Origin of the sequence: Caulobacter sp. BE254 (assembly GCF_031457295.1) — a bacterium.
GTDB lineage: Bacteria > Pseudomonadota > Alphaproteobacteria > Caulobacterales > Caulobacteraceae > Caulobacter.
The window spans coordinates 1-25,795 of record NZ_JAVDWJ010000019.1; the positions used below are offsets into that span (position 1 = coordinate 1).

Sequence of the window (25,795 nt, forward strand, 5' to 3'; positions counted from 1 at the left end):
GTCCATCTCACGCAAAATGAAGATCGCCTGCTGGCGGCAAGCCTTCTTCTTCGAGCTCTTTGCTCATATGCGATAGCCCTGCCCTGTGGGGGAGGCGATCGCGAAGCGATCGGTGGGGGGAGTGGGCCAACTCGGCAAACTCCCCTCCCCGTCGCCTGCGGCGACACCCCTCCCACAGGGAGGGGATCTTGAAAGCGGCGCCGGTCGCCCAATTTTTGCCCATCGCGCGCCATTCGCCGCACCGGGGCGGCAAAGTCTTGCGCTGGGGCCACGCCCACGCTACCTGTGTAATCGCACACGGAGTTTCCACGCCATCATGCTCTCGCAGCTGGCCCTGAACGTTCTGATCGCCACCGGCCTGACCGCCGGCGTCGCGATCGCGTGCGCGCGCACCATTATGATGCAGGCCAAGATTAAAACCGTTCGTGTGCGAACGGGGCAGCACAGGCGCGCGGTCGACTAGACGACCAACAAGCCGAAAGATCGCAAGATCCGCAAAGCCCCGCTTCCCACCAGGAGCGGGGTTTTTGCTGTGCGGTCATCGGTCCTCCCTCAAATCCAAAGGACCTTGAACCCATGAGCTACCTGCCTTCCCCACCCGCCTTCAATTCCGACCACGAAGGCGTCACCGTCCACCAGCTGCTGCTGGCCGCCCAGGACGCGCCCTCGGCGCTGGAAGCCGTCCGCCAGGGCCTGGCCGACAGCGGCGCCGAGCTGTGCGCCCTGTCGATGAAGCCTGTCGGCCAGATCGTCGAGGGCTCCCTGCGGGTGCGCCACCTCAGCGACCAGGCCGCCCGCCTGCTGGCCCGCGACCTGGCGGCCTGGCCGGGCGTCACCTCGGCCAGCGTCGAGCATCAGTGGGTGCGGCCGTGAGCGACCTGAAAGCGGAAGAGGACAAACGCCGGCTGTTTCTGGTGATCGCCGATGACACGCCCGACGCCCTGATGCGGGTGCTGGGCGTGGCCAGCGTCCAGCAGACCCGGCTGCGGGCCCTGAGCGCCCAGCCGGACGGCGCGGGCCTCAGCATCCGGCTGGAGTTGGACGACCAGGGCGACGAGCGGGCCCAGATCCTGGCCGCCCGCCTGTCGGCCTGCCCGTCGGTGCGTGGGGTCGGCTTCGGCTGGCGATAGGCTGTAACCTTCGGCCCATCCGATCCGTATCTAGGGGTACGTCACCCCGGAGTTCCCCGATGATCCGCCGCCTGTTCGTCCTGATCGCCAGTTTCGCCGCCATCCTGCTGCCCGCCGATGTGCTCGCGGCCGGCAAGCCCGCCCCGCCCGCGACCGCCGTGTTCGCCGGCGGCTGCTTCTGGTGCATGGAGAACGACATGCGCGGCATCCCGGGCGTGCTGAAGGTCGAGAGCGGCTATACCGGCGGCCATGTCGACCGGCCGACCTACCGCGACGTGACCAGCGAGACCTCGGGCCACTACGAGTCGGTGCGCGTCACCTACGACCCGGCCAAGCTCGACTACGGCTTCCTGCTCTACCGGTACTGGAAACTGGTCGACCCCACCGACGACGGCGGCCAGTTCTGCGACCGCGGGCCGTCCTATCGTCCGGCGGTGTTCGTCACCCCCGCCCAGCGCCCGATCGCCGAAAAGTCCCGCGCCGAGGCCGCCAAGCGCCTGAAGACCGGCGTGATGAAGGCCCAGATCCTGCCCCTGCAGACCTTCTGGCCGGCCGAGGCCTACCACCGCGACTACGCCAAGAACCACGCGGTCGAGTACCACGCCTACCGCCTGGGCTGCGGCCGCGACCTGCGGCTCAAGCAGGTGTGGGGCGGGTGACGGTCTCTCTGGAAGCCCACTCATTCCGACGAACGCGGAACGAGTGGAGCGAGATTAGATCACAACTGTAATTTCCCACTCGACTTCCGGCTGACCGCATGAAACCTTGAGCGTCAAAATCGGGAGGCGCTCTTTCATGTTCCGTCACGCTTTGCTGGCCACGGCCGCCCTCACCCTTGCGAGCGCGGCGCACGCCCAGACCGCCCCCAGGCTTTCGGTGACGATCTACAACAACGACCTGGCCCTGGTGCAGGACGTGCGCGAGATCCCCATCGCCGCCGGCCGCCAGAAGCTGGAGTTCAAGGACGTCTCGGCCGCCATCCGTCCCGAGACTGTCAGCCTCTCGGCCGCCGGCTTGTCGGTGGTGGAGCAGAACTTCGACTACGACCTGCTGACCCCCGACAAGCTGATGGAGAAGGCGGTCGGCCAGCAGGTGAAGATCGTCCGCACCAATCCCGGCGACGGCAAGGAGACGACCGAGACCGCCACCGTCCTGGCCGCCAACGAGGGCGTGGTGCTGAAGATCGGCGACCGCATCGAGGTGCTGCGCGACGACGGCGTGCCCACCCGGGTGATCTTCGACAAGGTGCCCGAGACCCTGCGGGCCCGCCCGACCCTGTCGGTGACGGTCGAGGCCGACAAGGCCGGCCCCCGGCCGACCACGCTCAGCTACCTGACCACCGGCCTGTCGTGGAAGGCCGACTATGTGGCGATGTTCGACGAGGCCAAGGGCGCGCTCGACCTGCAGGGCTGGATCACCCTGGGCAACCAGTCCGGCACGGCCTTTGTCGACGCCGAGACCCAGCTGGTGGCCGGTTCGGTCAACACCCTGGCCAGCAACAGCGAATACCGTCCACCCCGGCCGGCGGTCCAGGCGGCCGGGACCGAAAGCGGGACCGGCGAGCGGGTCGCCGACTATTACCTCTATCCCCTGCCCCACCGCACGACGATCGCCGCCAACCAGAACAAGCAGGTCGGCTTCCTCAGCGCCCAGGGCGTGGCGGCCCGAAAGGTCTACGAGATCCGCCAGGACTGGTTCTCCAGCCAGGCCCAGCCGGAGTCCGCCACCGTCGCCATCCAGTTCAGCAACGCCAGGCTGGCGGGCCTGGGCAACCAGCTGCCGGCGGGGGTGATGCGGGTCTATGTGCGCGACAAGGCCGGCGACCCGAAGTTCGTCGGCGAGAACGCTATCGACCACACCCCGGCCGGCTCGGAGTTGTCGATCAAGACCGGCGACGCCTTCGACGTCACCAGCCAGGCCACGCTGGTCAGCGACGAGAAGGTGTCCAAGACCCGCTCGCGCTATACGATGAAGTACCTGATCCGCAACGCCCGGCCCGAGCCGGTGACGGTCGAGCTGCGCCAGGGCGGCCTGGGGCGCGACGGCGAGGTCAAGGCCGAGAGTCTCAAGAGCCGCCGCATCGACGCCCGCACCCTGGGCTGGAGCGTGCCGACGCCCGCGAACGGCGAGGTCACCCTGACCTTCACGGTCGAGACGGGCTGGTGATCATCCGAGACCCGAGGTCCTCCCCCTGTGGGGGAGGCGGTCGCGAAGCGACCGGTGGGGGGAGTTCCGCGGGCCCGGCCTTCTCCCCCCTCCGTCGCCTACGGCGACACCTCCCCCATGGGGGGAGGACGTTGTTGGCGCTCGCCGCTCTGGTCGTGGCCTCCCCCGCCCTCGCCGACACCATCGCTTCGCCGAAGCCGGACAAGGTCGCCGTCACCCTCTATCGCGGCGGCGACGGGCCGTTCCAGACGCTGGACACATGGCAGCGCGAGGAGGCCATGGCCAAGGGCCTGATCCAGGTCACCGAGACGCGGACGGTGTTCCTGCCGGCCGGCCGCCACACCCTGCGCTTCGATGGCGTCGCCGACGCCCTGATCCCCCAGAGCGCCACAGTGGAAGGGCTGCCCGGCCCGGCCGTCGAACGCAACTACGACTACGCCCTGCTCAGCCCCGGAACCCTGGTCGAGCGCTCGCTGGGACAGACTGTGAGGATCGTCCGCACCAACCGCCGGACCGGCCGTCGGACCGAAGAGGCGGCGATCCTGCGCCAGGGCCCCGAAGGCGTGGTGCTGCAGACCTCCGGCGGCGTCGAGGCCCTGGGCTGCTCCGGCGGGGCCGAGGCCCTGGTGTTCGACGCGGTCCCGGCGGGCCTGTCGGACAAGCCGGCCCTGTCGACCGTGGTCGACGTCGCTGCGCCCACCCAGGCCACCCTGACCCTGTCCTACCTGGCGATCGGCGTGAACTGGCAGGCCGACTATGTCGCCCGCATCCGCCCGGACGGCAGGACGCTGGACCTGACCGGCTGGCTGACCCTGGTCAACGCCAGCGGCACCAGCTTCGCCGACGCGCCCACCCAGGCCGTGGCCGGCCGGCTGTCCCGCGTCGAGGTGGACGTGAAGCGGGGCGAAGCCAAGCCGATCGCGCGCAACTGCTGGCCGATGGACACCACCCATCTCGGCCGACGCCTGGTCCATCCGGAACCTCCCCCCGCGCCGCCGATGATGATGATGGCGCCGGCCCCGATGATGGAAGGCGGGCTCGACGAGGTCGTGGTCACCGGAAAGCGCAAGCTCGCCGAACAATCCGAGTTGGGCGACTACAAGCTCTACACCTTGCCCGAGCCGGTCACGGTCGCCGCGCGCCAGACCAAGCAGGTGGCCTTCCTGGACCAGAAGGGCGTCGCCTTCCAGCGGCTCTACGTGGTCCAGCTCTGGAGCGACTTCGAGCACGCCGACGCCCCGCTTGCCGCCACGGTCGTGCTGCGGCTGGACAACAAGCCGGCCGACGGCCTGGGCAAGCCCCTGCCGTCCGGCGCCCTGGCGGTGTTCGAGACGGCGGGCGGGCGCCCCGCCTTCGCCGGCGAGCAGGCCATGCGCGACGTCCCCGTCGGCCAGCCCTTCGACCTGGCGATCGGCGAAGCCATGGACGTGCGGGTCCGTCCGCGCCTGGTCGCCGAGCAGGATCGTCGCCAAGACCGCGTGCGCCGCGTCTTCGAGGTCGACCTCGCCAACGCCAAGACGGTCCCCATCGTCGCCGAGGTGCGGATGGCCACCAATCGGCAAGGCTTCAAGATCGTCGCCGAGCCCATGGCCCACGACATGCGCGACGGCGCCGCGGCCTGGCGCGTCGCCCTGCCCGCCAACGGTCGCAAGACCTTGCGCTTGGTGGTGGAGTATGACGACTAGTCGCCAGGCGCTGGATCGCCGCTGAACCTCGCGCCCCGCGAGCCGTTGTCTGGGTTGATCGGAGGGGCTGGCCATGCGCGTGCATGTGAAGGCGCGGCTGGACTACCACTTCCCCGAACGGGTGGAATCCCTGCTGCAGATCGAGGCGGCGGTCGCCGACGACCAGGCGGTGCGGGACGAGCGGCTGGTCTTCGACCCGCCCGTGGCCTTCACCCGCCGCGACGACCCGGCCACCGGCGAGCGTCGCGTGGTCTTCACCCACCAGGGGCGGCTGGCCATCGCCTACGACGCCGTGGTCGAGATCGCCGCGCGCGACATGGCCCTGGCCGACGCCGCCCAGCACGCCATCGCCGACCTGCCGATCGACACCCTGCCCTATCTGCGCGGCAGCCGTTACTGCCCGTCCGACACCTTCGAAACCATCGCCGACCAGAAGTTCGGCGCCCTGCGCGGCGGCGCGCGGGTGGCGGCCATCGTCGACTGGATCATCGGACACCTGGAATACCGCCCGTGCAGCGATGCGCGGACCACCGCCCTGGAGACCTATGTCCAGCGGGCCGGCGTCTGCCGCGACTTCGCCCACCTGGCCGTCACCCTCTGCCGGGCCAGCGACATCCCGGCCCGGGTGGCCAGCGTCTACGCCCCCGCCCTGGAGCCGCCGGACTTCCACGCCGTGGTCGAGGTCTTCGTCGGCGGCCGTTGGCGCCTGCTGGACCCCGCGGGCCGGGCGCCCGTCGACGGCCTGGTTCGCATCGCCCACGGCCGCGACGCCGCCGACGTGGCGTTCCTGACCATCTTCGGCAAGGCGACGATGGTGAGCCAGAGCGTGACGGTGCGAGAATAACCAGATCCTCCCCCTGTGGAGGAGGGGTCGGCGCAGCCGACGGTGGGGGGAGTGACCAGCCGGTGGCCGCCTCGCGGATCGACCGTCCCGAAACTTTCCCAACCCGGCCTTCGGCCGCCTCCCCCACAGGGAGGACCTAGGGACTCAGCCTCAGAACGGCAGGATGTTGCGCTGGCGGCTGTAGGCCAGATAGCCGACATTGGCCCCCAGGCGCAGGCCGACGCCGGCGCGGATCGGGGCCAGGGTGATGGTGTCGGCGCGCTGGTAGTTCACGCCCAGGCCGCCGACCAGATAGGCCGTGCCCTCCACGCCCGGGAAGCGGCGGAAGATGGCGTCCGGATACTGCAGGTTATAGCACAGGGTGAAGACCCGGCTGGCGTTGCCGCCCCAGTCCCAGCCCACCGACGGGCCCTGCCAGAACACCTCCTGGGTGTCCTTGCCCTTCATGTACAGCAGGCCCCGGCCGTAGCGCAGACCCACGGCGATGGCGCCCGAACCCTCCTCGCCGGCGATGTAGCCGGTGGGCTGGCCGTTGTCGCGGAAGGCGCGCTCGATCACCGCGCCGATGCTTTCGGCGGTCACGCCCAGGAAGTCCGAGCCGCTGCGGATCATCTCGTCGGCCGAATAGGTCTGGGCCCGGCCGGTGTCGTACTGCGACCGCGGCGGCGGGTCGCCCGGGCGTTCCTGGGCGGTGCTGGCGCAGGCGCTCAGTCCGGCGGTGGCCATGCCCGAAAGGATCAGCTTGCGGCGGTCCATGTGCTCTCTCGCGATTCCGACAGCCTGGACTGTCTCAACCCTTTGAGTCGGGTTTGCGGCTGGAAGCTTAACGGCGGGTTAACCACGAAGGATCCGGGGCGGGCCGTCAGACGTCCCAGTTCAGCCACGCGCCCGGCTTGAGCGCCTGGACCGTCACGCCGCGCCGCGCGCCCTCCGCCTGGGTGCGCTGGAGGGCGTCGGACATCTCCTCGTAGCCGTCGGCCCCGCGGACGCCGTAGTGGATCGGAACCAGGATCCTGGCGCCCAGGATCTTGGCGGCGGCGACGGCCTGGTCCGGCGTCATGACGCTGGACACCTCGGCGGCGGGCTCGCGCCAGGCGAAGCGCGCCCCGTTGATGGGCAGGAAGACCGCGTCGAACGGTCCGAATTGCCGGCCGACCTGCCACCAGGCGCCGTGCCAGAGCGTGTCGCCGGCATGCAGGATGCGACGCCCGCCGCCGCTGATCACCCACGAGGCCTGCGGATCGCCATAGCCGTCGACGGCCGGAACCGCCGTGGCGACGAAGGCGCCGCCCAACATCTGCGGCTCCCAGAGAGGGGCGGACCGGACGCGGCTGACGCCCGGCGCGACGATCGCGCCGAGGCTGGCGGGGTACAGCAGCAGGCCCTGGTCGCCCAGCGCCCGGGCCACGGCCTTGGCGTCGAAATGGTCGGAATGGCGATGGGTGATCAGCGCGTAGCGGTCGCCCTTGAAGTCGCCGAGATCGGGCAAGGGATCGGGAAGCGCGGCGCCCCAGACCGAAGGGTCGGCCAGGAGGTCAACGCCCAGGGTCGCGTCGGGAAGCACCAGCTTGATCCCGGCCCAGGCCAGGCGCTGAATCCGCAGCGTCCCGGCTTCGGCGGCGAACGGCGGCGCCGAGGCCAACAGGGCCGTCGCGCCGCCGCCCAGAAGGCTTCGGCGGGTGAGCGCGATCTTGACGGGCGGGATGTCCTGGGGATTGAGATGCGTGGGCATGGGCCGCCTCCGTTGTCGCGAAGCGCGACCCTAGGGGGCGCGAACGCCGGAAACGGCCGTGATTGTGTCGCCCGGACCGGCGATCCGCCGGCGTGGAGGAAGCTTGCAGGTGCTGGACGACAAGGACGAAGCCCTGATCCTGGCCCTGGAGCGGGACGCGCGGGCCAGCGTCGTGGCCCTGGCCCGCGAGATCGGCCTGTCGCGCAGCGCCACCCAGGAGCGCCTGGGCCGTCTCCAGCGCGGCGGCGCGATCGCCGGCTATACGGTGGTGCGCGGCCGGACCGACGGCCGCGCGCGCCTCAACGCCTGCCTGATGATCCGCCACGCGCGCGGCGGAACCTGCGCGCGCTCAGTCGTGCCCCTCAAGCGCATTCCCGAGGTGAAGGCCATCCAGTCGCTGGCCGGCGATCCGGATCTTCTGGTCCAGGTCAGCGCCGCCGACCCCGCCGACCTGGACCGGATCGCCGAAGCCGTGCGCGCCCTGCCCGGCATCGGCGAGGTCACCACCCACGTCGTCCTCGCCGACCATCTGCGCCGCCCCTGATAGCGGGCGGCGCTTCGACAACCCCCGGGGCAAGTCCAACCAAGCCGTGCGCGGGCGGAACGACGCTCGCGAAACCGCGCAAATATGCTAGACGCAGCCCCATGACTTCGACGCCTCTCGACCGCATCCGCAATTTCTCGATCGTGGCCCACATCGACCACGGCAAATCCACCCTCTCCGACCGCCTGATCCAGGAGACCGGCGGCCTGACCGCGCGCGAGATGAGCGCCCAGGTCCTGGACAACATGGACATCGAGAAGGAACGCGGGATCACCATCAAGGCGCAGACCGTGCGCCTGCGCTACAAGGCCGACGACGGCCAGGACTACGTCCTGAACCTGATGGACACCCCCGGCCACGTCGACTTCGCCTACGAGGTCAGCCGCAGCCTGGCCGCCTGCGAGGGCTCGATCCTGGTGGTCGACGCCAGCCAGGGCGTCGAGGCCCAGACCCTGGCCAACGTCTATTCGGCCATCGACAACAACCACGAGATCGTCCCGGTCCTCAACAAGATCGACCTGCCGGCCGCCGAGCCCGAGCGCGTGCGCGCCCAGATCGAGGACCTGATCGGCCTGGACGCCAGCGACGCCGTCCTGGCCAGCGCCAAGTCGGGCATCGGCATCCACGAGGTGCTGGAAGCCATCGTCACCCGCCTGCCCGCCCCCAAGGGCGACCTCAACGCCCCGCTCAAGGCCCTGCTGGTCGACGCCTGGTACGACGCCTATCTCGGCGTCGTCGTTCTGGTCCGGATCTTCGACGGCACGCTCAAGGCCGGCCAGCAGGTGCGGATGATGCAGACCGGCGCCACCCACCGCATCGACAAGGTCGGGGTGTTCACCCCCAAGGCCACCGACGTCGACCAGCTGGGCCCCGGCGAGGTCGGCTTCTTCACCGCCTCGATCAAGGAAGTGGCCGACGCCGCCGTCGGCGACACCATCACCGACGAGAAGAAGCAGACCGCCCAGGCCCTGCCGGGCTTCAAGGAAGTCCAGCCGGTGGTGTTCTGCGGCCTGTTCCCGGTCGACGCCGCTGACTTCGAGGACCTGCGCGCCGCCGTCGGCAAGCTGCGCCTGAACGACGGCAGCTTCACCTACGAGATGGAGAGCAGCGCCGCCCTGGGCTTCGGCTTCCGCTGCGGCTTCCTCGGCCTGCTGCACCTGGAAATCATCCAGGAGCGCCTGTCCCGCGAGTTCGACCTCGACCTGATCGCGACCGCCCCCTCGGTGGTCTACAAGATCCACATGCGCGACGGGACGGAGATGGAGCTTCACAACCCCGCCGACCTGCCCGACGTGATGCAGATCGAGAGCATCAGCGAGCCGTGGATCAAAGCCACGATCTTCACGCCCGACGAATATCTGGGCGGCGTGATCAAGCTGTGCCAGGACCGCCGCGGCATGCAGCGCGAGCTCAGCTACGTCGGCAGCCGGGCCATGGTGGTCTACGACCTGCCGCTGAACGAGGTGGTGTTCGACTTCTACGACCGCCTGAAGTCGATCTCGAAAGGCTATGCCAGCTTCGACTACCAGGTCGAGGACTACCGGCCCGGCGACCTGGTCAAGATGTCGATCCTGGTCAACGCCGAGCCCGTCGACGCCCTGTCAATGCTGGTCCACCGCGACCGCGCCGAAAGCCGCGGCCGGGGCATGTGCGAGAAGATGAAGGAGCTCATCCCGCAGCACATGTTCGTCATCCCCATCCAGGCGGCGATCGGCGGGCGGATCATCGCCCGCGAGACCGTCCGCGCCCTGCGCAAAGACGTCACGGCCAAGTGCTACGGCGGCGACGCCTCGCGCAAGCGCAAGCTGCTGGACAAGCAGAAGGCCGGCAAGAAGCGCATGCGCCAGTTCGGCAAGGTCGAGATCCCGCAGGAAGCGTTCATCGCGGCGCTGAAGATGGACGGGGATTGATTCGAACGGCGGGAGCCTTTCGAGACCTAAGGCGGATCGACATTCAGCACCCGGGACCGAAAACCTCGTCCTTCGACAAGCTCAGGATGAGGTTTTCTACGGCTCGGCCTGCAGATTGGTCCTCATCCTGAGCTTGTCGAAGGACGAGGACCAAGCACGGCCTTGAAATGTCGATCAGTCCTAATCTATCCCCAGCGTGGGAAAGAACGTCCGGATATGCATCTGCGACGGTCGTCCGGGTTTCTTGTCGATGACCATCGTGGCGTGCCGGCAGGGAAGAGTCTTCGCCCCGTCGCCCTGCGCGTAGCGAACGATCAGCGGGCGCGGCAGCTCGACGTGCTTCAGGGTCCAGGGCTCGAAACGGGGGCGGGCCGTGTAGAAGTCGACCAGGATGGGCTCGGCCGCCGGCGAATTGAGCACCATCGCGCCGGCTGTCACCGCATCGGCGAACGTGATGAAGGATGTGATCGCGACAATTCGTCCGTTGGTGTGGGGGCTGCTCCTGGCGTCCTGCATCCTCTGATTCAGAAACCGGTTCGAAGCGTTCACGTGCCGCTCGCCGGTATGCCCAATTCGGCGACCGTCCGACACGGCCACGCCTTCCGAATGCATGAAGATGGCCCGAACGTCGTTTTCGGAAAACACATGCGTATTCAACGCCACTACTCCTCCACCTATCCGAGCAGATCACCACCGCTGACTCGGGAAAACAAGACGCCAGGAACCGCCAAGTCGATAGCGCTTCGCCCCTCTTGCCGCTAAATCCCCGCCATGCTGCGCATTTCCGACCTCAAGCTGCCGCTGGGGCATGACGCCGAGGCCCTGGCCCCCGCCATCTGCAACCGCCTGGGCGTCCCCGAGCGCGACCTGCTCAGCCACGCGATCGTCCGTCGGGCCCATGACGCGCGGAAGAAGGCGGCGATCCTTATGGTCTATACGGTCGACGTCGCCCTGCGCGACGAGGCCGCCGTGCTGGCGCGGTTCGAGCGCGACAGCCAGGTGCGGGTGAAGCCCGACACCGACTACCGCCTGGTGGCCCAGGCCCCGAAGGACTTCACAGGTCCTCGCCCCGTCGTCATCGGCGCCGGGCCCTGCGGCCTGTTCGCCGGGCTGATCCTGGCCCAGATGGGCTTCAAGCCGATCATCCTCGACCGGGGCAAGGTGGTGCGCGAGCGGACCAAGGACACCTGGGGTCTGTGGCGGCGCGGCGAGCTGAACCCGGAGTCCAACGTCCAGTTCGGCGAGGGCGGCGCGGGCACGTTCTCGGACGGCAAGCTCTACAGCCAGATCAAGGACCCCCGCCACCTGGGGCGCAAGGTGCTGGAGGAGTTCGTCAAGGCCGGCGCGCCGGAGGAGATCCTGACCGAGGCCCATCCGCACATCGGCACCTTCCGCCTGGTGACGATGGTCGAGAGCATGCGCGAGACCATCGAGGCCCTGGGCGGCGAATACCGCTGGCAGCACCGGGTCGACGACTTCGACATCGAGACCGCCGCCGACGGGTCGCGCAAACTGAAGGGCCTGCACCTGTCGACCGGCGATTATCTTGCGGCCGACCACGTGGTGCTGGCCGTCGGCCACAGCGCCCGCGACACCTTCCAGGTGCTGCACGACCGGGGCGTTCATATCGAGGCCAAGCCGTTCTCGATCGGCGTGCGGATCGAGCATCCGCAGTCGTGGATGGACAAGGCCCGCTTCGGAGCCTGCGCCGGCCACCCGGACCTGGGCGCGGCCGACTACAGCCTGGCCCACCACTGCGCCAACGGCCGCACGGTCTACAGCTTCTGCATGTGCCCGGGCGGCACGGTGGTGGCGGCGACGTCGGAGCCGAACCGGGTCGTGACCAATGGCATGAGCCAGTATTCGCGCAACGAGCGCAACGCCAACTCCGGCTTCGTGGTCGGCATCGATCCGGAGCGCGACTATCCGGGCCACCCGCTGGCCGGCATCGAATTCCAGCGCCAGTGGGAAAGCCTGGCCTATGTGGCCGGCGGCTCGACCTACGCCGCCCCGGTCCAGAAGGTCGGCGACTTCCTGGCCGGCCGGCCGTCGGAGGCGCTGGGCGAGGTGCAGTCGTCCTACCGTCCCGGCGTCACCATGACCGACCTGGCGCAATGCCTGCCCGCCTTCGCCATCGAGGCCATGCGCGAGGCCCTGCCGGTGTTCGGCCGCCAGATCGCCGGCTACGACCATCCCGACGTGCTGCTGACGGGCGTGGAGACCCGCACCTCCTCGCCGATCCGCATCACCCGCGGCAAGGACTTCCAGAGCCTGAACGTCGCCGGCCTGTTCCCGGCCGGCGAAGGCGCGGGCTACGCCGGCGGCATCCTCTCGGCGGCGGTGGACGGCATCAAGGTCGCCGAGGCGGTGGCGGCGGCTTATGGTGGGGCTCTCCAAGCGTAGGCCAATAGTGTTGGCATGACCGCAGCCCTGGTGTTTGACGAGGTGCGCCAACAACCATAGCGCTGGTGTCCATGAAACCGGTGCGCTTCACCCATCACGCGATCTTCGATCGAATGCCGCTGTACGGCCTGACGCGCGACGCTGTCGAGGCCATCGTCCAGCGCCCCGACTGGACCGAAGCGGATCCGGGCGATCCCGCCGTCGAGCGCCGCTTCGGCCGCCCGCCGGGATCGACACGCCATGTCAGGGTGGCGTGCGTGGAGGAAGAGGACCATATTCGCATCCTGTCGGTTTTCCCCGACCGGAATGCGAGACCGCCTGATGCGTCGTGAACCCACCTACGATCCGGAAGCCGACGCGGCCTATATTCCCCTGTCCGACGCCAAGCCGCACGAAGCCGCCGAGGTCGCGCCCGGCGTGGTGCTCGACTACACCGAAGACGGTCAGGTCGTGGGTATCGAGCTCCTGCAGGTCAGCAAGACCCTGGCGCCCGGCGCTTGGTCGAAGTGGCGGCGCCCCGGCGCTCGCGACGCCCGTATCGAAGCGGCCGAATAGTTCGCCTCCATGCTCAAGATCCTCGGCCGCACCTCCTCGCTGAACGTCCGCAAGGTGCTGTGGACGCTGGACGAGCTGGGCTTGGCCTATGAGCGCGAGGACTGGGGCGCGGGCTTCGCCTCGACCCGCAGTCCCGAGTTCCTGGCCCTGAACCCCAACGGCCTGGTGCCGGTGCTGATCGATGAGCAGGGCGCGCTCTACGAGAGCAACACCATCTGCCGCTACCTGGCCGCCCGCTATGGCCACGGCCACCTGCTGCCGGTCGAGCCGCGGCCGCGAGCCTTGGTCGAGCAGTGGATGGACTGGCAGGCCACCGACCTCAACCCGACCTGGGGCTACGCCTTCCTGGCCCTGGGCCGGCCGACGCCGGGCTATGACGACCCGGCCAGGATCGCCGCCAGCGTCGGGGCCTGGAACGCGGCCATGGCCATCCTCGACCAGCGTTTGGCCCAGACCGGCGCCCATGCCGCCGGCCACGACTTCACCCTGGCCGACGTGGTGCTGGGCGTGTCGGTGCACCGCTGGATCCGGACGCCGATGGACCGGGCGGACCTGCCGGCGGTCCGGGCCTATTATGCGCGCCTGAAGGCTCGGCCTGCGTTCGCGCCCTGGGCGCTGGACGAGGTCCCCTAGGCGGAGACCGCCTCGTCTCGCGCCCCACGCACCCGAAACACCCGGGCCTCGCGCGCCACGTCGTAGAGGCGGTGGACGACGAAGGTCTCCGGCTCGGCCGCGCGCAGGGCGTCCTCGGCCGGGGTCAGGCGGAACGGCGTGGCCGGCCCGCCGGTGGTGGTCTTGACCACGATGCGGCGAGGCGCGCCCGTACGGCTGAAGCTGACCAGGTCGCAGCCCTCGTCGCCCCTCTGTCCGTTGACCGGAGGCAAGGCAAGGCGGACCTGGGCGGCCAGATCGGGGCGGCCGCGATCCTCCAGCCGGCGCTGCTCGTGGACCAGGGCGGCGGCGACGCCGATCCGGGCCAGCATGCGGGCCTCCTGGTCGCGGGCGGCAGGGTCGAACTTGGCGACCAGGCGTTCGGCGCGCGCGCCGGCCGAGGCATGCGGGGCCGGTGACGGCGCGCCCTCGGCCAGTACCGGGGCGGCGGCGCGGCCCAGCAGGGCCGGCGGCTGGGCCAGGTCCTTGAGGACGCCGGGTCGGGCGCTCAGGCAGCGGTCGACCGCCTCGACCAGGCCGTCGCCGAAGTCCCAGCGCGGCGGATGGTCCTTCAGCGTCGGCAGGCCAACCAGGGTCAGCACCGCCGAGATCTCGCCCTGCAGGAAGGTGATCGCCCCGCCTGAGCGGTTGGTGACGAAGCGCAGGGCGCGCTGGTGGTTGGCCGGGTCGTAGGCGCGGCCGGTCATCGCCTTGTCGAGCATGACCAGATAGTCGCCGACCACCAGGTCCTGCTCGGCCTCGTTCCAGGTCTTGCCGTTGATCGCCGAGTCGCCCACGGCGCGACGATGCCCCAAGCGTGGCCGTGACGCCAGGATTCGGCTGGCGCCACCGGCGAGCGAGCGGGACGCGTCGGCGGCAATCGTGCTAGAAGCCGCCCATGACCGACCAGACCGACGACCACCCCGAGATCCCGGGCGAGACCCCGATCCAGCGCGCCCTGCGCCTGAAGAAGGCCGCCCTGGCCGCCAAGCCGCAGCCGCCGCGCGGCGGCCGGTTCCAGCGCGAGCAGGCCGCCGCCGCCGCGTCCAGCAGCAAGAGCAAGCCCTGGATGACCCGCTAGGAGCCTTTGCCTCAAGCGGCGCCTTGAGAACGCCGCGCTTCGACCACACCTTGAGGACCATGCGCGCTTCTCTCCTCGCCCCGCTGCTCGGCCTGGTCCTGCCCCTCTGCCTCGCGGTCGGGCCGGCGCTGGCCCAGGCCACCAAGCCGCCGGCCGAGCCGCCGACGCCGGTCTCGCCCGTCACGGTCATGCCGCCGACCCAGAAGCCCAAGGTGGTCGCCACCTGGCCGGCCGAGGGCCAGGCGATCGCCCCGGGAGTCCTGGTGCTGAAGGTGGTGTTCGACCAGCAGATGACGCCGCGCGACTTCGCCTACGGCCTGGGCGCGGGCGGCGACAAGCTGGACTGCCTGAAGACCCCCCGCCTGCTGAACGACGACAAGACCTTCGTGCTGCTGTGCACGACCTTGCCGGGCAAGACCTACGCCATCGCCCTGAACCCCGACGCGCCCGGCGGACCGGCCTTCAGCAACCTGGCCGAAAACCGCGCCGCGCCCGGCGCCCTGACCTTCACCACCGGCATGGGCGAGCCGGTCACCAAGCTGCGCGACGCCATCAAGGCCGCCGGCCTGGGCGACCTGGACATGCCCGTCGAGGAAGCGCCGGACGCGCCGGCGTCGGGAGCCAAGACGACGCCCTGACAGTAAGGTCTTTCGGATCGGGGGAGAGCCGGCCGAATTCGTGCGTCGGGACACCCCGGCCGGCTCTCGGCCTGCGGTCGGACCGCCCGTCGGAAGGAGACGGCCCGGTGCGTCGAAGGGATCGGGGGGAGGATACCTCGACGTCCGCAAGCCCGCCCAGGTTGCACGTCCGCCGCTTCGCCGCCATCAGGTAAAACCCTAGGTCGCGATCGTTCAATCCCGGCCCGGCCACAGCGGGATGACCCGGTGCTCGCCGTCGCCGTCCAGGGTCAGCCGCACGGTCAGGCCCAGGCCTTGCGACTCATAGACCAGGGTCGCGCCCAGCTGGCGGGCCAGGCCGCGCACCACGCGAAAGCCCAGGCCGCCCCCGTGGTGCGGGTCGAAGTCCTCGCTGAGCCCCACGCCGTCGTCGGTCACCTCGACCACCAGGCGACCGCCCGTGGACCGGCACGACACCAGAATCCGGCCAGCCACGCCGCTGGGATGGGCGTACTTCAGGGCGTTGGTCACCAGCTCGCTGACGATCAGGGCGACCGGCGTGGCCTGGTCGGGCCGCACCAGGCAGCCGCCGGAGTCCCGGTGGGTGATGACTGTGTCACCGGCGAAGCTGACCGTCTCCATCAGGCTGGCGCACAGCTTGGCCAGGAAACGTCCCAGGTCGACGCCGGCGTCGCCCTCACCGGGCGCCCCCGACAGCAGGCGGTGCAGCTCGCCGACGGTCTCGATCCGGGCGGCCACTTCCTCCAGGGCGATGCAGGCCTCGCGGGCCGACAGCGGCTGGCCGGCCTTGTCCAGCCGGCTGGCCTGCAGCCGCGTGTAGCCCGCGATCAGGGCCAGGTTGTTGGCGATGCGATGCTGGGCTTCGCTGAGCCGGTCGTCAGACCCGACATGGCGAACGGCCGCATCGCCGAAATTTCGGCGCTCGACGTCCATGGCTCGGGGGCTTTCAATAAGGCGGCAGGATATTCCGTCACCGCTATCCAAGCACAATCGAAGCAGAAATGCGATAGTTTTGTTTGACTTGGAATTGAGATTTTATCTAACAGCATATTGTAGCGCAGACATGTCGGAAACTCGACTGACAAATTACCTCAACAAAGCTATCTCATCATTTGGGGTATGCTTAGACATTAACCCATGTTGCGCCTAATGAGTAAGTGGCTTGTTCTGCACTGGATACGGTTTTGGCGCGGCGATGGAACCCGATGGCGACGCTCGTGCGTTAGCTTTACCGAACAAAAGGAGAGCTGCCCCCTTCCCCCTGGGGGCCGAGACCCGATGAACGACCTGACCCGACCCGAACGCCTGCAGATCATGCTCACGCAGGAAGAACTCGCCGCGTTGGATGACTGGCGCTTCACGCGTCGCATGCCCAGCCGCGCCGCGGCCGTGCGCGAACTGCTCAAGCGCGGCCTCGACGCCGAGGGCGTGCAACTGGCCGACGGCAAGATGCGCTCGCGCGATTTCGGCGTCGTCGACGGCCCCCTGCGCTCGACCAGCGGGGGCGGCGACGAAGGCTGACGTCGCGCCGCGGCTCGCCGTTTCCGGCCAAGCCTCGCCTTTCCCCAACGTCCCCCTATCCCCAGGCGAGCGCCGCGCCCATCATCGCCTCAAACGAGGGATAGGGGCGGAACGTCATGCGGTGGATCCTGCGGAGCCTGTTGGCCGCCCTGTGCCTGGCGCTGGTCGCCGTATTGGTCCTGGTCGGACTGGACCTCGCCGCCCGGCCGCCCAAGCCCGACCTGCCGGCCCTGATCGCCCGGGCCGACGCCTACGACGTCCGCATCCGCCGCGACGAATGGGGCGTGCCGCACATCCTGGGCAAGCATGACGCCGACGCGGCGTTCGGCCTGGCCTACGCCCAGTCCGAGGACGACTTCGCCACCATCCAGTCGGTGGTGCTGGCCACGCGCGGCGCCCTGGCTCGCCGGGACGGACCCAAGGCGGCTGTGACCGATTACCTGGTGGGCCTGCTGGACGTCTGGCCGACGGTCGAGGCCGGCTACCCCAAACTCCCGGCCGACCTGCGCGCCGTGCTCGAGGCCTATGCCGACGGGGTCAACGCCTTCGCCGCCGCCCACCCCCGGGCGGTGACGCCAGGCCTGCTGCCGCTGAGCGGCAAGGACGTGCTGGCCGGCTTCGTGTTCAAGCAGCCGTTCTTCTACGGCCTGGACGGCGAGCTGAAGCGGCTGAACGCGCCGGAGACGCCCCAGACGGAGCCGCCCAAGGGTTCGAACGGCCTGGCCCTGGCCCCGTCGCGCACCGCCGACCACCTGCCAAGCCTGCTGGTCAATTCGCACCAGCCCTATACCGGCCCGGTCGCCTGGTACGAGGCCGTGGTCGAGAGCGGCGACGGCTGGCACGTGGCCGGCGGTTTCTTCCCCGGCGCGCCGTTCATGCTGCACGGCCACAACGAACACCTGGGCTGGGCCAACACCGTCTCCAAGCCCGACCTGTTCGACGCCTACCGGCTGGTGATCAACCCGAAGAACAAGAACCAGTACCGGCTGGACGGCGCCTGGCGCGACTTCCAGCGGCACGACGTGAAACTGCGGATCAAGCTGTGGGGTCCGATCGTCATCCCGGTGACCAAGCGCGCCCTGCGCACGGTCCACGGCCCGGTGCTGGAGACCGAGCATGGCCTCTTCGCCCTGCGCTACGCCGGCATGGGCGAGTATCGCCAGCCGCTGCAATATTGGCGGCTGAACAAGGCGCGGAACCTCGGCGAATGGCGGGCCGGCATCGCCACCCACGCCCTGCCTAGCCTGAACTACATCTATGCCGACGCCGCCGGGAACATCGGCTTCGTGCACAACGGCCAGTATCCCGCCCGGCGCGAGGGCGTCGACTGGCGCGGCGTGCTGCCGGGCGACCGCTCGGACCTGATCTGGCAAGGCTATCGTCCCGTCGAGGCCATGCCCCAGCTGTGGAACCCCAGGTCGGGCTATGTCTACAACTCCAACAACAGCCCGTTCCTGGCCAGCGACGCGGCCGACAACCTGAAACCCGCCGACTTCCCGGTCAGCCAGGGCCTGCAGACCAACGCCACCAATCGCGCCCTGCGCATCCAGGAGCTGGTCGGCGCCGACCACGCGGTCACCGACGAAGCCTTCCGCCGCTACAAGTTCGACATCACCTATTCGGAACACGCGTCGGAGGTGGCGATGATCAAGGCGCTGACGGCGATCGATCCGGGGACCGACACCGACCTGAAGGCCGCCCAGGCGATCCTGCGCGGCTGGGACCGGCGCACCGACATCCACAATCGCGCCGCCGCCCTGGCCTCGCTGACGATCCAGCCGATCCTGGTCGCCCAGAACAATGGCGACACGCCGCCCGCCCCGCTCGACAGCCTGAAGGCCGCGATCAAGACCTTGAAGTCGAACTTCGGCCGCCTGGATCCGGAATGGGGCCAGGTCAACCGCATCCGCCGCGGCAAGGTCGACCTGCCGATCGACGGCGGGGCCGACACCTATCGCTCGGTCTGGGGGATTCCGCAGAAGGATGGAACCCTGACCGCCGACGCAGGCGACACCTTCATCATGTTCGTGCGCTGGGACGCGGCGGGGCGCGTGCATTCCGACAGCATCCACCAGTTCGGCTCGGCCACCCTGGACGCGGGCTCGCCGCACTTTGCCGACCAGACCCCGCTGTTCGCCGCCATGCGCACCAAGCCGGTGCTGTTCACGGAGGACGAACTGCGCGGGCACGTGAAGGCCGACTATCGGCCGGGAAAGCGCTAGCGACCGCGCGGCGCCATGACTTCGCCGTGGTGACGCGCTTGAACGCAGCCCTGGGCCAAGGCTAAGGTCCGAGGCCATTTCTCCAACGTCAGAGACCTCCCCATGCGCAAGATCGTGATCCTCGCCACCGTCGCCGCCGCCCTGCTGGTTTCGGCCTGCAACACCGTCGCCGGCGTCGGCCAGGACGTGTCGGCCGCCGGCCGCGCCGTGACCAACACGGCCAAGGACGCCAAATAGTCGCAGGATCGAGGGTTGCGGACTTCGGATCACCGAGGTCCGCGAACCTCGATATAGTTAAGCTGCCGGGCCGCGCGGCCTCGCTTGCCTGGCGTTTTTTCAAGGGGCGCCGCGACTTACCCACAGAGTCCGGAAACAGGTGTGGTTAACTCGCCTGAACAACGACATTTCTATTGCTCGCCTTTCAAGCGAATTCTTCAATTCGCAGCGGCTTAACTCAACGAAATCTGATTCAAAATGGCGCATGCGACCGTGCGCCCTCTTTCGCCGGGCGCGTCGCGGAGTCATATCGACGTCCATGAACGAGCAGACCTCCTCCTGCCCGCCTCCGGTCAGCATGCTGACCGGCATGAAGCGCGGCGTCCGCCACCGCTGTCCCAACTGCGGCGAGGGGCGGCTGTACACGCGTTACCTGAAGGTCGATCTGGACTGCGAGGTCTGCGGCCACGACCTGGCGCGCTATCCGGCCGACGACGGCCCGGCCTATTTCACGATCCTGATCATCGGCCACCTGGTGGTCGCGCCCCTGCTGCTTTTCCCGTTCATCTGGAAGATGTCGCCGGCGCTGGTGGTGCCGCTGACCGTGCTGCCGCTGGCCGCCCTGACGCTGATACTGCTGCCCCGCGTCAAGGGCGCGGTGATCGGCGCCCTGTGGGCCGTGGGCCTGCGCAAGGCCGAGGACTGCGCGGGCGGGTAAAACCCGCCCGATCGCCGTTTCGGAACTTCTGCCGAGCTTCTCGCATTCCCTCCGCCTGAACCCCGACGCGCGGGGCGCTTGGATTCAACGGAGACGGACATGCTCGGCACGATCCTCATCATCATCCTGATCCTGGCCCTGATCGGCGCCCTGCCGACCTGGGGTCACAGCCGTTCGTGGGGCTACTACCCCTCCGGCGGCCTCGGCCTGATCCTGATCATCCTGATCATCCTGGTGTTGATGGGCAGGATCTAGTCACGCGGCAGGCTTCGTCGGGGACCCGCGTCCGCGCGTGTCCCCGATCGCCCAAACCCATTCCTCCCATGCCCTTCCCCCCACGACCCATGTTCGCCTAAGGTCCCTCGCAACGACGAAAAGGGGGGCGACATGGGGGACGACAGGACCGACACCGCCGCGGCCGCGCCCCTGAGCGCCTGGCGCCGCACCCGGGCCATCCTTGGCGGATCGGCCGGCAACCTGGTCGAGTGGTACGACTGGTTCACCTACGCCGCCTTCTCAATCTATTTCGCCAAGGTCTTCTTCCCCAAGGGCGACCAGACCGCCCAGCTGATGCAGACGGCCGCGATCTTCGCGGTCGGCTTCGGCGCGCGTCCAGTCGGGGCCTGGCTGATGGGGCTCTACGCCGACCGCAAGGGTCGCAAGGCCGGCCTGACCCTGGCGGTGGGCCTGATGTGCGTCGGCTCGTTGATCATCGCCCTGTGCCCGGGCCACGCGACGATCGGCGACGCCGCTCCGGTCATCCTGCTGCTGGCCCGGCTGCTGCAGGGCCTGTCGGTGGGCGGCGAGTACGGGGCCAGCGCCACCTATATGAGCGAGATGGCCGGCCGCAAGCGCCGGGGCTTCTGGTCCAGCTTCCAGTACGTGACCCTGATCATGGGCCAGCTAGTGGCGGCCCTGGTGCTGGTGATCCTGCAGAACAGCCTCTCGAAGGAAGACCTGGCCGAATGGGGCTGGCGCGTTCCGTTCCTGGTCGGCGCGGCCCTGGCCGTGGTGGTGTTCTGGATCCGCACCGGCATCGAGGAAAGCGTCTCGCACCAGAACGCCGCGCCCCGTGATCCGGTCAGCCGCCGGCAGGTGGCCTGGGTCGGCGGCCTGCTGCTGGCGACGGTGGGGGCCATGGTCGCGGGCTTCACCCAGGCGCCGTTCGCCGCTCTGGCCCAGTCCGCAGCGGTCGTGCTGCTGGTCGCCACCTATGTCGCCCTGGCCGCGCCGCTGGTCTCGCGCCATCCCAAGCAGACCCTGGCGATCATCGGCCTGACCGCCGCCGGCTCGTTGGCCTTCTACGCCTACACCACCTACATGCTGAAGTTCCTGGTCAATACGGCCGGCTTCGACAAGGCCACGGCCGGGGCCATCAACCTGGCCACTCTGGCCGGCTTCATGCTGATCCAGCCGCTGTTCGGCTGGGCCTCGGACAAGGTCGGCCGCAAGACCATGCTGGTCTTCGCCTTCGGCGTGGGCGCCCTGATCGCCTGGCCGGTGTTCAGCCTGACCGCCAAGGCGACCAACCCCGCCGTCGCCTTCGGCCTGATCTTCGCGGCCTTGTTCGTGCAGTCGGGCTACACCGCGATCAGCGCCGTGGTGAAGGCCGAGCTGTTCCCCGCCCATGTCCGCGCTCTGGGCGTGGCCCTGCCCTACGCCATCGGAAACGCCGCGTTCGGCGGCACGGCCGAATATGTCGCCCTGTGGTTCAAGCACGTGGGCCTGGAAAGCGGTTTCTACCTCTATGTGTCGGCGATCATGGCCGTGGGCCTGACCGTTTCGCTGCTGCTTCGCGACACCGGCAAGACCAGCCTGATCCTCGAGGACTGACGCCACCCCTTCCACCGACTCTCCTTACGGCCCTAAGTTCGCCCCATGCACGCTTCGCTCTCCCACGCCCTGTCCAAGCAGTTCCTGGCCCTGCCGATCATCGACCTGATCGTCCTGGCCTTCTTCCTGTTCTGCTGGCTGTTCTACGAACCGATGCTCAAGCGGCTGGGCAAGGAGCGCAACGTCATCAACACCGACATGACGGTGATCCGCCGCCGGTGGATGGCCGAGATGACGGTGCGCGAGATCGCCCTGCTGGACGGCCAACTGCTGGGCCACGCGATCAATTCGGCCTCGTTCTTCGCCTCGTCCAACCTGATCCTGATCGCCGCGGCGGCCGGGGTGCTGTTCGGCGGCGACAGCGCGCTCAAGAGCATCGAGGGCCTGGCCGTGCTGGCCCCGGCCTCGACCCTGGTGTTCCAGATCAAGCTGGGCGTGGTGCTGGTCGCCCTGGCCCGCGGCCTGCTCGACTTCATCTGGGCGATCCGCCAGATGAACTACTGCCTGGCCGCCATCGGCGCGACGCCGATGTGGTCGCCGCGCGCGGTGTTGGACGAATACGCCGAGGCGGCCGGCGCGATCCTCAACCCCGCCCTGTCGGCGTTCAACGCCGGGGTCCGCGGCTACTATTTCGCCCTGGCCGCGGCCGCCTGGCTGCTGGGGCCGGTCGCCTTCGCGGTGGCGACCGGCGGGGCCATGGCCCTGCTGCTCTGGCGCCAGCGCCGCAGCCCCGCCTCGGCCGCCGTGCGCAAGGTCCGCCAGATCCTGGAGCGCCAGCCGGTGGTGGTGGGCCCGCACCTGTCGCACAGGGACAACGAGCAGGTTTAGGCTGGGAGATCCTCCCCCCGTGGGGGAGGTGTCGGCGAAGCCGACGGAGGGGGGAGTGGTCGGCAGATGGCCGGATCCACGATCCCAATACTCCCCCCACCGATCGCTGCGCGATCGCCTCCCCCACAGGGGCAGGGCTATCGCATATGAAGAACGAAAGGTGGACGGCCTGAGCCGTGCGTCCAATCGAGACCAAAAAGGCAGGCTCGTGAGTCTGTTTGGATTCGTTTTGTTCGCCTTTTGGTAGAGCTTGCCTCGATCCAACGCGGGCTCTCGATAGGACGAATCCATATGCGATACCCCTGCCCACAACTGTTCAGTCCGGGGACATAGCTGACACTTGTTCGGGGACATAGCTGACACCTCTCTGCGAGCAAACCATTGCTCCAACAGGCGTCGCACATTGGTGACCCTAGCTGTATGTCTATGGATTTTCGGGCGATATGGCGAGGTCGTCCACGAATGTGTATGCCCCACGTCACCAGCCCAAGGGCTGGCTAGACTTAGCGAAGCAGGGGCCGAGGTGTCAGCTATGTCCCCGGACTGAACAACAGGGGGGGGGGACTAAAACCCTACAGCCCCAGCTCCGCCTTCACCTTCCGGGTCAGCTTGGCGGCGATCAGGCCGTGGGCGGTCTTCAGCCAGTCGGCGACCTCGTCGGCGTCCTGGGCGGCCAGGTCGGCGAAGTGCAGCCACTTGGCGCGGGCCAGATAGGGCGCCGGCGTGGCCCGACCCGTCTCGCTCAGCACCTCGAACGCCACGTCCGAGGCCTTCAGTGAAAAGCCGTTGCGCCCGACCGCGCCGCCCAGGACGGCGAACATCTTGCCGCCCACCTTGTAGACCTGGTCATCGCCCCACTGGACGGTCATGGTCGCGCCCGGCAGGGCCAGGGCGGCGGCGTCGAAAGCTTCGGGGGTCATGAATCCATCCTGAAAGGTCCGAGATCCGCCGATCCCGGCGAAGGTCCTGGGGCTGAAGCGGCGCCGAAAACCGGGGATCGAAGCGGAACCATCGATCCTAAGGTGTTCGCGATCGCGTTTCACCTCGTATGGCCGCTTGCTCCCGCAACCTTCCTGAGTATATTGCGCCCCTTCCTGCGTCGGGGGCCTCAACCGCCTTCCGCATCTGGTGCGCATGGTGAGGTGGCCGAGTGGTTGAAGGCGCACGCCTGGAACGCGTGTATAGGGGAAACTCTATCGAGGGTTCGAATCCCTCTCTCACCGCCACCGCTCTCTCCCAAAATTTGACATCCGAACCCCGCGTCCCTATCTGACCATCACCGAGCGCGATCCGATCGCGCCGGACGCCTGACCACAGGCTTCCAGGTTCCAAGCTCGCGCTCAGCGCCTGACGCTTGGAGCCAGACGGAAAATCCCCGCCATGCCCTTTCTGGATCGGCCGCAAGACGCGGCCAGTGTCGCCCCAGGCCACGCACGATCCTGACCAGGGACGCGGCTTCATTCCCCGAAGCTCACGGTCTTCATGAAACGCCTGCGCCCCACGGCGCGCGTTCGCCGAGCCCTCACAGGGTCCCGCGCTCAGAAAGCGCCGGCCGGGGCTCAAGACACTCCCAGAAAGATTCTACGACCATGTTTTCCCCCCAAACCCAATCCACCCAAGTCCTGCCCGCGGTCTATGTGACCGAGGCCGACTTCGAGATCCTCTCCAACCTGGCCGACGCCGCCGCTGGGCGCGCGCCCGGCGGCCGTGTGCTGGCCGGCGAAATGGCTCGCGCCGTGATCGTCGAGCCGGGCGAAGCGCCCCGCCCCTTCGTCCGCATCGGCTCGCGGGTCGCGTTCCAGGACCTGTCCAACGACCAGACCCGCATCGTCCACGTCAGCCTGCCGCGCGACGCCAGCATCGACGACGCCCGCATCTCGGTGCTCAGCCCGGTGGGCGCGGCCCTGATCGGCCTGACCGCCGGCGAGGCCTTCCACTGGACCGACCCCGAAGGCCGCTCGCGCGGCGTCCGCGTGCTGGCGGTCCAGGACTGATCCTGGCGCCGGTCAAGGCTGTCGCCAGGCCCTGAGCCGATGCTATGGCTCGGCGCATGACCCAGCGCCGCCTTTCCGCCCTGCTCGCCGTCCTCACCGTCCTGGCGGCTGCGCCCGCCTCAGCCAACGACACCTCGGCTGAACTGGCGGCTGGCGGCCTGGTGCTGACCAGGAGCGACAGCATCGAGATGCGCTCGGAGGACCTCTACATCTCCGAGCAGGCGGTGCGGGTGCGCTACGTGTTCGCCAACACCAGCGGCAAGGACGTCACCATCCGCGTGGCCTTCCCGATGCCCGACATCGGCGGGCCCGGCTTCTTCCAGAGCGACGTCTCGATCCCGGTCGACGACGCGCCCGCCAATGTCCTGGGCTTCTCGACCAAGGTCGACGGCAAGCCGGTCAAGGCGCAGGTCGAGCAGAAGGCCATCGCCATGGACGGCGTCGACCGTACCGCCTGGCTGGTCGCCAACCGCATCCCGCTGGCCGTCCACCTGGGCGGCGTCGACGAGGCCTTGCGCGCCCTGCCCCAGGCCAAGCGCGACGAGGCCGTCCGGCTGGGGCTCTATGACCCCGACCAGGGCGGTGTCTGGGTGCTGAAGACCACCTATCACTGGCTGCAGACCTTCCCGGCCGGGCGGCCGGTCGTGGTCGAGCACGCCTACCGGCCGTCGGTCGGCGCGACGGTGGCCACCAGCGTCGGCACCGAATACGCCGGCGAGATCCAGGACAAGTACTGCGTCGACAAGGCCCTGACCGACACCGTCGTCCGCGCCGCCAAGGCCGACAAGGACGGCAATGCGCCGTGGGTCGACCGCTGGATCGACTACGTCCTGGTCACCGGCGGCAACTGGAAGAAGCCGATCGGCGACTTCCGCCTGGTGGTCGACAAGGGCTCGCCCAAGAACCTGGTCAGCTTCTGCGGCTCGGGCGTGAAGAAGATCAGCCCCACCCAATTCGAGATGCGCCGCGCCAACTGGCGGCCCGACAAGGACCTGTCGATCCTGCTGCTGGTCTCGCGCGACGCGATGTAGGCGCCGACTGCCTGCTGCGGCGCTCCACGATCTGACAAGGCGGAATAATCCGGTTGTCCTCCCGGAAGCCTCGCAGAGGCTGTCCGGGACCCA

30 protein-coding genes and 1 tRNA gene are annotated in these 25,795 nt (G+C 68.8%); 25 read left to right on the forward strand and 6 right to left on the reverse strand.

What is annotated here, in order from left to right:
- Positions 1–316: 316 nt before the first annotated feature.
- From J2X41_RS23160 to J2X41_RS23190, 7 genes are all read left to right on the forward strand, one after another.
- A complete protein-coding gene (locus J2X41_RS23160) occupies positions 317–463 on the forward strand; it encodes a hypothetical protein (protein ID WP_196810459.1) in 147 nt (48 codons plus the stop codon).
- Positions 464–576: 113 nt separating this feature from the next.
- A complete protein-coding gene (locus tag J2X41_RS23165; RefSeq protein ID WP_035072771.1) occupies positions 577–873 on the forward strand; it encodes a hypothetical protein in 297 nt (98 codons plus the stop codon).
- Positions 822–1,130 carry a hypothetical protein gene (locus J2X41_RS23170; protein ID WP_404979980.1) on the forward strand — a complete coding sequence of 103 codons (309 nt, stop codon included), beginning with the start codon at positions 822–824 and terminating at the stop codon, positions 1,128–1,130. Before J2X41_RS23165 ends, J2X41_RS23170 begins: the two co-directional genes overlap by 52 nt.
- Positions 1,131–1,192: 62 nt before the next feature.
- A complete protein-coding gene (gene msrA / locus J2X41_RS23175) occupies positions 1,193–1,789 on the forward strand; it encodes a peptide-methionine (S)-S-oxide reductase MsrA (RefSeq protein ID WP_310086630.1) in 597 nt (198 codons plus the stop codon).
- A 136-nt stretch (positions 1,790–1,925) separates the two neighbouring features.
- Positions 1,926–3,296 carry a DUF4139 domain-containing protein gene (locus J2X41_RS23180; RefSeq protein ID WP_310086502.1) on the forward strand — a complete coding sequence of 457 codons (1,371 nt, stop codon included), beginning with the start codon at positions 1,926–1,928 and terminating at the stop codon, positions 3,294–3,296.
- A 134-nt stretch (positions 3,297–3,430) separates the two neighbouring features.
- Positions 3,431–4,981, forward strand: coding sequence for a DUF4139 domain-containing protein (locus J2X41_RS23185; RefSeq protein WP_310086504.1), 1,551 nt, complete (start codon positions 3,431–3,433; stop codon positions 4,979–4,981).
- Positions 4,982–5,054: 73 nt separating this feature from the next.
- Entirely contained in the window at positions 5,055–5,825 is a 771-nt protein-coding gene (locus tag J2X41_RS23190; RefSeq protein WP_310086506.1) for a transglutaminase family protein, read from the forward strand.
- 150 nt (positions 5,826–5,975) lie between these two features.
- Here J2X41_RS23190 and J2X41_RS23195 read toward each other — a convergent pair whose 3' ends face one another.
- Positions 5,976–6,581 carry a DUF1134 domain-containing protein gene (locus J2X41_RS23195; RefSeq protein ID WP_056762884.1) on the reverse strand — a complete coding sequence of 202 codons (606 nt, stop codon included), beginning with the start codon at positions 6,579–6,581 and terminating at the stop codon, positions 5,976–5,978.
- A 106-nt stretch (positions 6,582–6,687) separates the two neighbouring features.
- On the reverse strand, positions 6,688–7,557 hold the full coding sequence (locus J2X41_RS23200) for an MBL fold metallo-hydrolase (protein ID WP_310086509.1): 870 nt from the start codon (positions 7,555–7,557) through the stop codon (positions 6,688–6,690).
- A 58-nt stretch (positions 7,558–7,615) separates the two neighbouring features.
- Here J2X41_RS23200 and J2X41_RS23205 point away from each other — a divergent pair, with 58 nt between their 5' ends.
- The gene (locus J2X41_RS23205; RefSeq protein ID WP_310086512.1) at positions 7,616–8,101 is read left to right on the forward strand and encodes an Lrp/AsnC family transcriptional regulator; all 486 of its coding nucleotides are present in this window, start codon (positions 7,616–7,618) and stop codon (positions 8,099–8,101) included.
- Positions 8,102–8,202: 101 nt separating this feature from the next.
- Complete coding sequence (gene lepA, locus J2X41_RS23210; RefSeq protein ID WP_310086515.1) at positions 8,203–10,011, forward strand: translation elongation factor 4; 1,809 nt, start codon at positions 8,203–8,205, stop codon at positions 10,009–10,011.
- Between the two features lie 180 nt (positions 10,012–10,191).
- Here lepA and J2X41_RS23215 read toward each other — a convergent pair whose 3' ends face one another.
- Positions 10,192–10,674, reverse strand: coding sequence for a hypothetical protein (locus J2X41_RS23215; RefSeq protein ID WP_310086517.1), 483 nt, complete (start codon positions 10,672–10,674; stop codon positions 10,192–10,194).
- A gap of 108 nt (positions 10,675–10,782) precedes the next feature.
- On the opposite strand from J2X41_RS23215, the gene J2X41_RS23220 reads away from it, so the two are divergent.
- The 4 genes from J2X41_RS23220 (at position 10,783) to J2X41_RS23235 (ending at position 13,602) form a co-directional block, all read left to right on the forward strand.
- On the forward strand, positions 10,783–12,414 hold the full coding sequence (locus J2X41_RS23220; RefSeq protein ID WP_310086520.1) for an NAD(P)/FAD-dependent oxidoreductase: 1,632 nt from the start codon (positions 10,783–10,785) through the stop codon (positions 12,412–12,414).
- A 71-nt stretch (positions 12,415–12,485) separates the two neighbouring features.
- Positions 12,486–12,746, forward strand: coding sequence for a hypothetical protein (locus tag J2X41_RS23225; protein WP_310086522.1), 261 nt, complete (start codon positions 12,486–12,488; stop codon positions 12,744–12,746).
- Positions 12,736–12,969 (forward strand): DUF2283 domain-containing protein, encoded by a 234-nt coding sequence (locus tag J2X41_RS23230; protein ID WP_310086525.1) that lies wholly within the window; start codon positions 12,736–12,738, stop codon positions 12,967–12,969. Before J2X41_RS23225 ends, J2X41_RS23230 begins: the two co-directional genes overlap by 11 nt.
- A 9-nt stretch (positions 12,970–12,978) precedes the next feature.
- Positions 12,979–13,602 carry a glutathione S-transferase family protein gene (locus tag J2X41_RS23235; RefSeq protein ID WP_310086528.1) on the forward strand — a complete coding sequence of 208 codons (624 nt, stop codon included), beginning with the start codon at positions 12,979–12,981 and terminating at the stop codon, positions 13,600–13,602.
- On the opposite strand, the gene J2X41_RS23240 is transcribed toward J2X41_RS23235, so the two are convergent.
- A complete protein-coding gene (locus J2X41_RS23240; protein WP_310086530.1) occupies positions 13,599–14,417 on the reverse strand; it encodes a hypothetical protein in 819 nt (272 codons plus the stop codon). The two genes, J2X41_RS23235 and J2X41_RS23240, sit on opposite strands and share 4 nt — an antisense overlap.
- A gap of 101 nt (positions 14,418–14,518) precedes the next feature.
- Here J2X41_RS23240 and J2X41_RS23245 point away from each other — a divergent pair, with 101 nt between their 5' ends.
- Together J2X41_RS23245 and J2X41_RS23250 are read left to right on the forward strand one after the other, a co-directional pair.
- Positions 14,519–14,701 (forward strand): hypothetical protein, encoded by a 183-nt coding sequence (locus tag J2X41_RS23245; protein ID WP_028041484.1) that lies wholly within the window; start codon positions 14,519–14,521, stop codon positions 14,699–14,701.
- 59 nt (positions 14,702–14,760) lie between these two features.
- Positions 14,761–15,339, forward strand: coding sequence for a hypothetical protein (locus J2X41_RS23250; protein ID WP_310086535.1), 579 nt, complete (start codon positions 14,761–14,763; stop codon positions 15,337–15,339).
- A 213-nt stretch (positions 15,340–15,552) separates the two neighbouring features.
- Here J2X41_RS23250 and J2X41_RS23255 read toward each other — a convergent pair whose 3' ends face one another.
- Complete coding sequence (locus J2X41_RS23255; RefSeq protein ID WP_310086537.1) at positions 15,553–16,272, reverse strand: sensor histidine kinase; 720 nt, start codon at positions 16,270–16,272, stop codon at positions 15,553–15,555.
- 345 nt (positions 16,273–16,617) lie between these two features.
- Here J2X41_RS23255 and J2X41_RS23260 point away from each other — a divergent pair, with 345 nt between their 5' ends.
- The 7 genes from J2X41_RS23260 (at position 16,618) to J2X41_RS23290 (ending at position 22,677) form a co-directional block, all read left to right on the forward strand.
- Positions 16,618–16,860, forward strand: a complete 243-nt coding sequence (locus J2X41_RS23260; RefSeq protein ID WP_310086540.1) for a hypothetical protein — start codon at positions 16,618–16,620, stop codon at positions 16,858–16,860.
- A gap of 116 nt (positions 16,861–16,976) precedes the next feature.
- Positions 16,977–19,082, forward strand: a complete 2,106-nt coding sequence (locus tag J2X41_RS23265) for an acylase (protein WP_310086542.1) — start codon at positions 16,977–16,979, stop codon at positions 19,080–19,082.
- Between the two features lie 102 nt (positions 19,083–19,184).
- Complete coding sequence (locus J2X41_RS23270; protein ID WP_028041479.1) at positions 19,185–19,319, forward strand: entericidin A/B family lipoprotein; 135 nt, start codon at positions 19,185–19,187, stop codon at positions 19,317–19,319.
- A gap of 298 nt (positions 19,320–19,617) precedes the next feature.
- Entirely contained in the window at positions 19,618–20,016 is a 399-nt protein-coding gene (locus J2X41_RS23275; RefSeq protein WP_310086544.1) for a DUF983 domain-containing protein, read from the forward strand.
- A 99-nt stretch (positions 20,017–20,115) separates the two neighbouring features.
- Positions 20,116–20,271 (forward strand): DUF3309 family protein, encoded by a 156-nt coding sequence (locus tag J2X41_RS23280; RefSeq protein WP_081684590.1) that lies wholly within the window; start codon positions 20,116–20,118, stop codon positions 20,269–20,271.
- Positions 20,272–20,403: 132 nt separating this feature from the next.
- Positions 20,404–21,849 carry an MFS transporter gene (locus tag J2X41_RS23285; protein ID WP_310086547.1) on the forward strand — a complete coding sequence of 482 codons (1,446 nt, stop codon included), beginning with the start codon at positions 20,404–20,406 and terminating at the stop codon, positions 21,847–21,849.
- Between the two features lie 45 nt (positions 21,850–21,894).
- Positions 21,895–22,677: a DUF599 domain-containing protein gene (locus J2X41_RS23290; RefSeq protein WP_404979978.1), complete on the forward strand. Its 783-nt coding sequence runs from the start codon at positions 21,895–21,897 to the stop codon at positions 22,675–22,677.
- 572 nt (positions 22,678–23,249) lie between these two features.
- On the opposite strand, the gene J2X41_RS23295 is transcribed toward J2X41_RS23290, so the two are convergent.
- Positions 23,250–23,597 carry an MmcQ/YjbR family DNA-binding protein gene (locus tag J2X41_RS23295; RefSeq protein ID WP_310086550.1) on the reverse strand — a complete coding sequence of 116 codons (348 nt, stop codon included), beginning with the start codon at positions 23,595–23,597 and terminating at the stop codon, positions 23,250–23,252.
- Between the two features lie 216 nt (positions 23,598–23,813).
- Here J2X41_RS23295 and J2X41_RS23300 point away from each other — a divergent pair.
- The 3 genes from J2X41_RS23300 to J2X41_RS23310 all read left to right on the forward strand — a co-directional run bounded on the left by J2X41_RS23300 (position 23,814) and on the right by J2X41_RS23310 (position 25,702).
- Positions 23,814–23,903: transfer RNA gene (locus J2X41_RS23300), tRNA-Ser, on the forward strand.
- A gap of 363 nt (positions 23,904–24,266) precedes the next feature.
- Positions 24,267–24,671: a GreA/GreB family elongation factor gene (locus tag J2X41_RS23305; RefSeq protein WP_310086552.1), complete on the forward strand. Its 405-nt coding sequence runs from the start codon at positions 24,267–24,269 to the stop codon at positions 24,669–24,671.
- Between the two features lie 56 nt (positions 24,672–24,727).
- Entirely contained in the window at positions 24,728–25,702 is a 975-nt protein-coding gene (locus J2X41_RS23310) for a DUF4424 domain-containing protein (protein ID WP_310086555.1), read from the forward strand.
- Positions 25,703–25,795 lie beyond the last annotated feature (93 nt).

Coding starts and splice junctions, on each gene's coding strand:
- J2X41_RS23160 (WP_196810459.1), top strand. CDS start 317: ATGCTCTCGCAGCTGGCCCTGAACGTTCTGATCGCCACCGGCCTGACC.
- J2X41_RS23165 (WP_035072771.1), top strand. CDS start 577: ATGAGCTACCTGCCTTCCCCACCCGCCTTCAATTCCGACCACGAAGGC.
- J2X41_RS23180 (WP_310086502.1), top strand. CDS start 1,926: ATGTTCCGTCACGCTTTGCTGGCCACGGCCGCCCTCACCCTTGCGAGC.
- J2X41_RS23190 (WP_310086506.1), top strand. CDS start 5,055: ATGCGCGTGCATGTGAAGGCGCGGCTGGACTACCACTTCCCCGAACGG.
- J2X41_RS23195 (WP_056762884.1), bottom strand. CDS start 6,581: ATGGACCGCCGCAAGCTGATCCTTTCGGGCATGGCCACCGCCGGACTG.
- J2X41_RS23200 (WP_310086509.1), bottom strand. CDS start 7,557: ATGCCCACGCATCTCAATCCCCAGGACATCCCGCCCGTCAAGATCGCG.
- lepA (WP_310086515.1), top strand. CDS start 8,203: ATGACTTCGACGCCTCTCGACCGCATCCGCAATTTCTCGATCGTGGCC.
- J2X41_RS23220 (WP_310086520.1), top strand. CDS start 10,783: ATGCTGCGCATTTCCGACCTCAAGCTGCCGCTGGGGCATGACGCCGAG.
- J2X41_RS23225 (WP_310086522.1), top strand. CDS start 12,486: ATGAAACCGGTGCGCTTCACCCATCACGCGATCTTCGATCGAATGCCG.
- J2X41_RS23230 (WP_310086525.1), top strand. CDS start 12,736: ATGCGTCGTGAACCCACCTACGATCCGGAAGCCGACGCGGCCTATATT.
- J2X41_RS23235 (WP_310086528.1), top strand. CDS start 12,979: ATGCTCAAGATCCTCGGCCGCACCTCCTCGCTGAACGTCCGCAAGGTG.
- J2X41_RS23245 (WP_028041484.1), top strand. CDS start 14,519: ATGACCGACCAGACCGACGACCACCCCGAGATCCCGGGCGAGACCCCG.
- J2X41_RS23250 (WP_310086535.1), top strand. CDS start 14,761: ATGCGCGCTTCTCTCCTCGCCCCGCTGCTCGGCCTGGTCCTGCCCCTC.
- J2X41_RS23255 (WP_310086537.1), bottom strand. CDS start 16,272: ATGGACGTCGAGCGCCGAAATTTCGGCGATGCGGCCGTTCGCCATGTC.
- J2X41_RS23260 (WP_310086540.1), top strand. CDS start 16,618: ATGAACGACCTGACCCGACCCGAACGCCTGCAGATCATGCTCACGCAG.
- J2X41_RS23265 (WP_310086542.1), top strand. CDS start 16,977: ATGCGGTGGATCCTGCGGAGCCTGTTGGCCGCCCTGTGCCTGGCGCTG.
- J2X41_RS23270 (WP_028041479.1), top strand. CDS start 19,185: ATGCGCAAGATCGTGATCCTCGCCACCGTCGCCGCCGCCCTGCTGGTT.
- J2X41_RS23275 (WP_310086544.1), top strand. CDS start 19,618: ATGAACGAGCAGACCTCCTCCTGCCCGCCTCCGGTCAGCATGCTGACC.
- J2X41_RS23280 (WP_081684590.1), top strand. CDS start 20,116: ATGCTCGGCACGATCCTCATCATCATCCTGATCCTGGCCCTGATCGGC.
- J2X41_RS23285 (WP_310086547.1), top strand. CDS start 20,404: ATGGGGGACGACAGGACCGACACCGCCGCGGCCGCGCCCCTGAGCGCC.
- J2X41_RS23290 (WP_404979978.1), top strand. CDS start 21,895: ATGCACGCTTCGCTCTCCCACGCCCTGTCCAAGCAGTTCCTGGCCCTG.
- J2X41_RS23295 (WP_310086550.1), bottom strand. CDS start 23,597: ATGACCCCCGAAGCTTTCGACGCCGCCGCCCTGGCCCTGCCGGGCGCG.
- J2X41_RS23305 (WP_310086552.1), top strand. CDS start 24,267: ATGTTTTCCCCCCAAACCCAATCCACCCAAGTCCTGCCCGCGGTCTAT.
- J2X41_RS23310 (WP_310086555.1), top strand. CDS start 24,728: ATGACCCAGCGCCGCCTTTCCGCCCTGCTCGCCGTCCTCACCGTCCTG.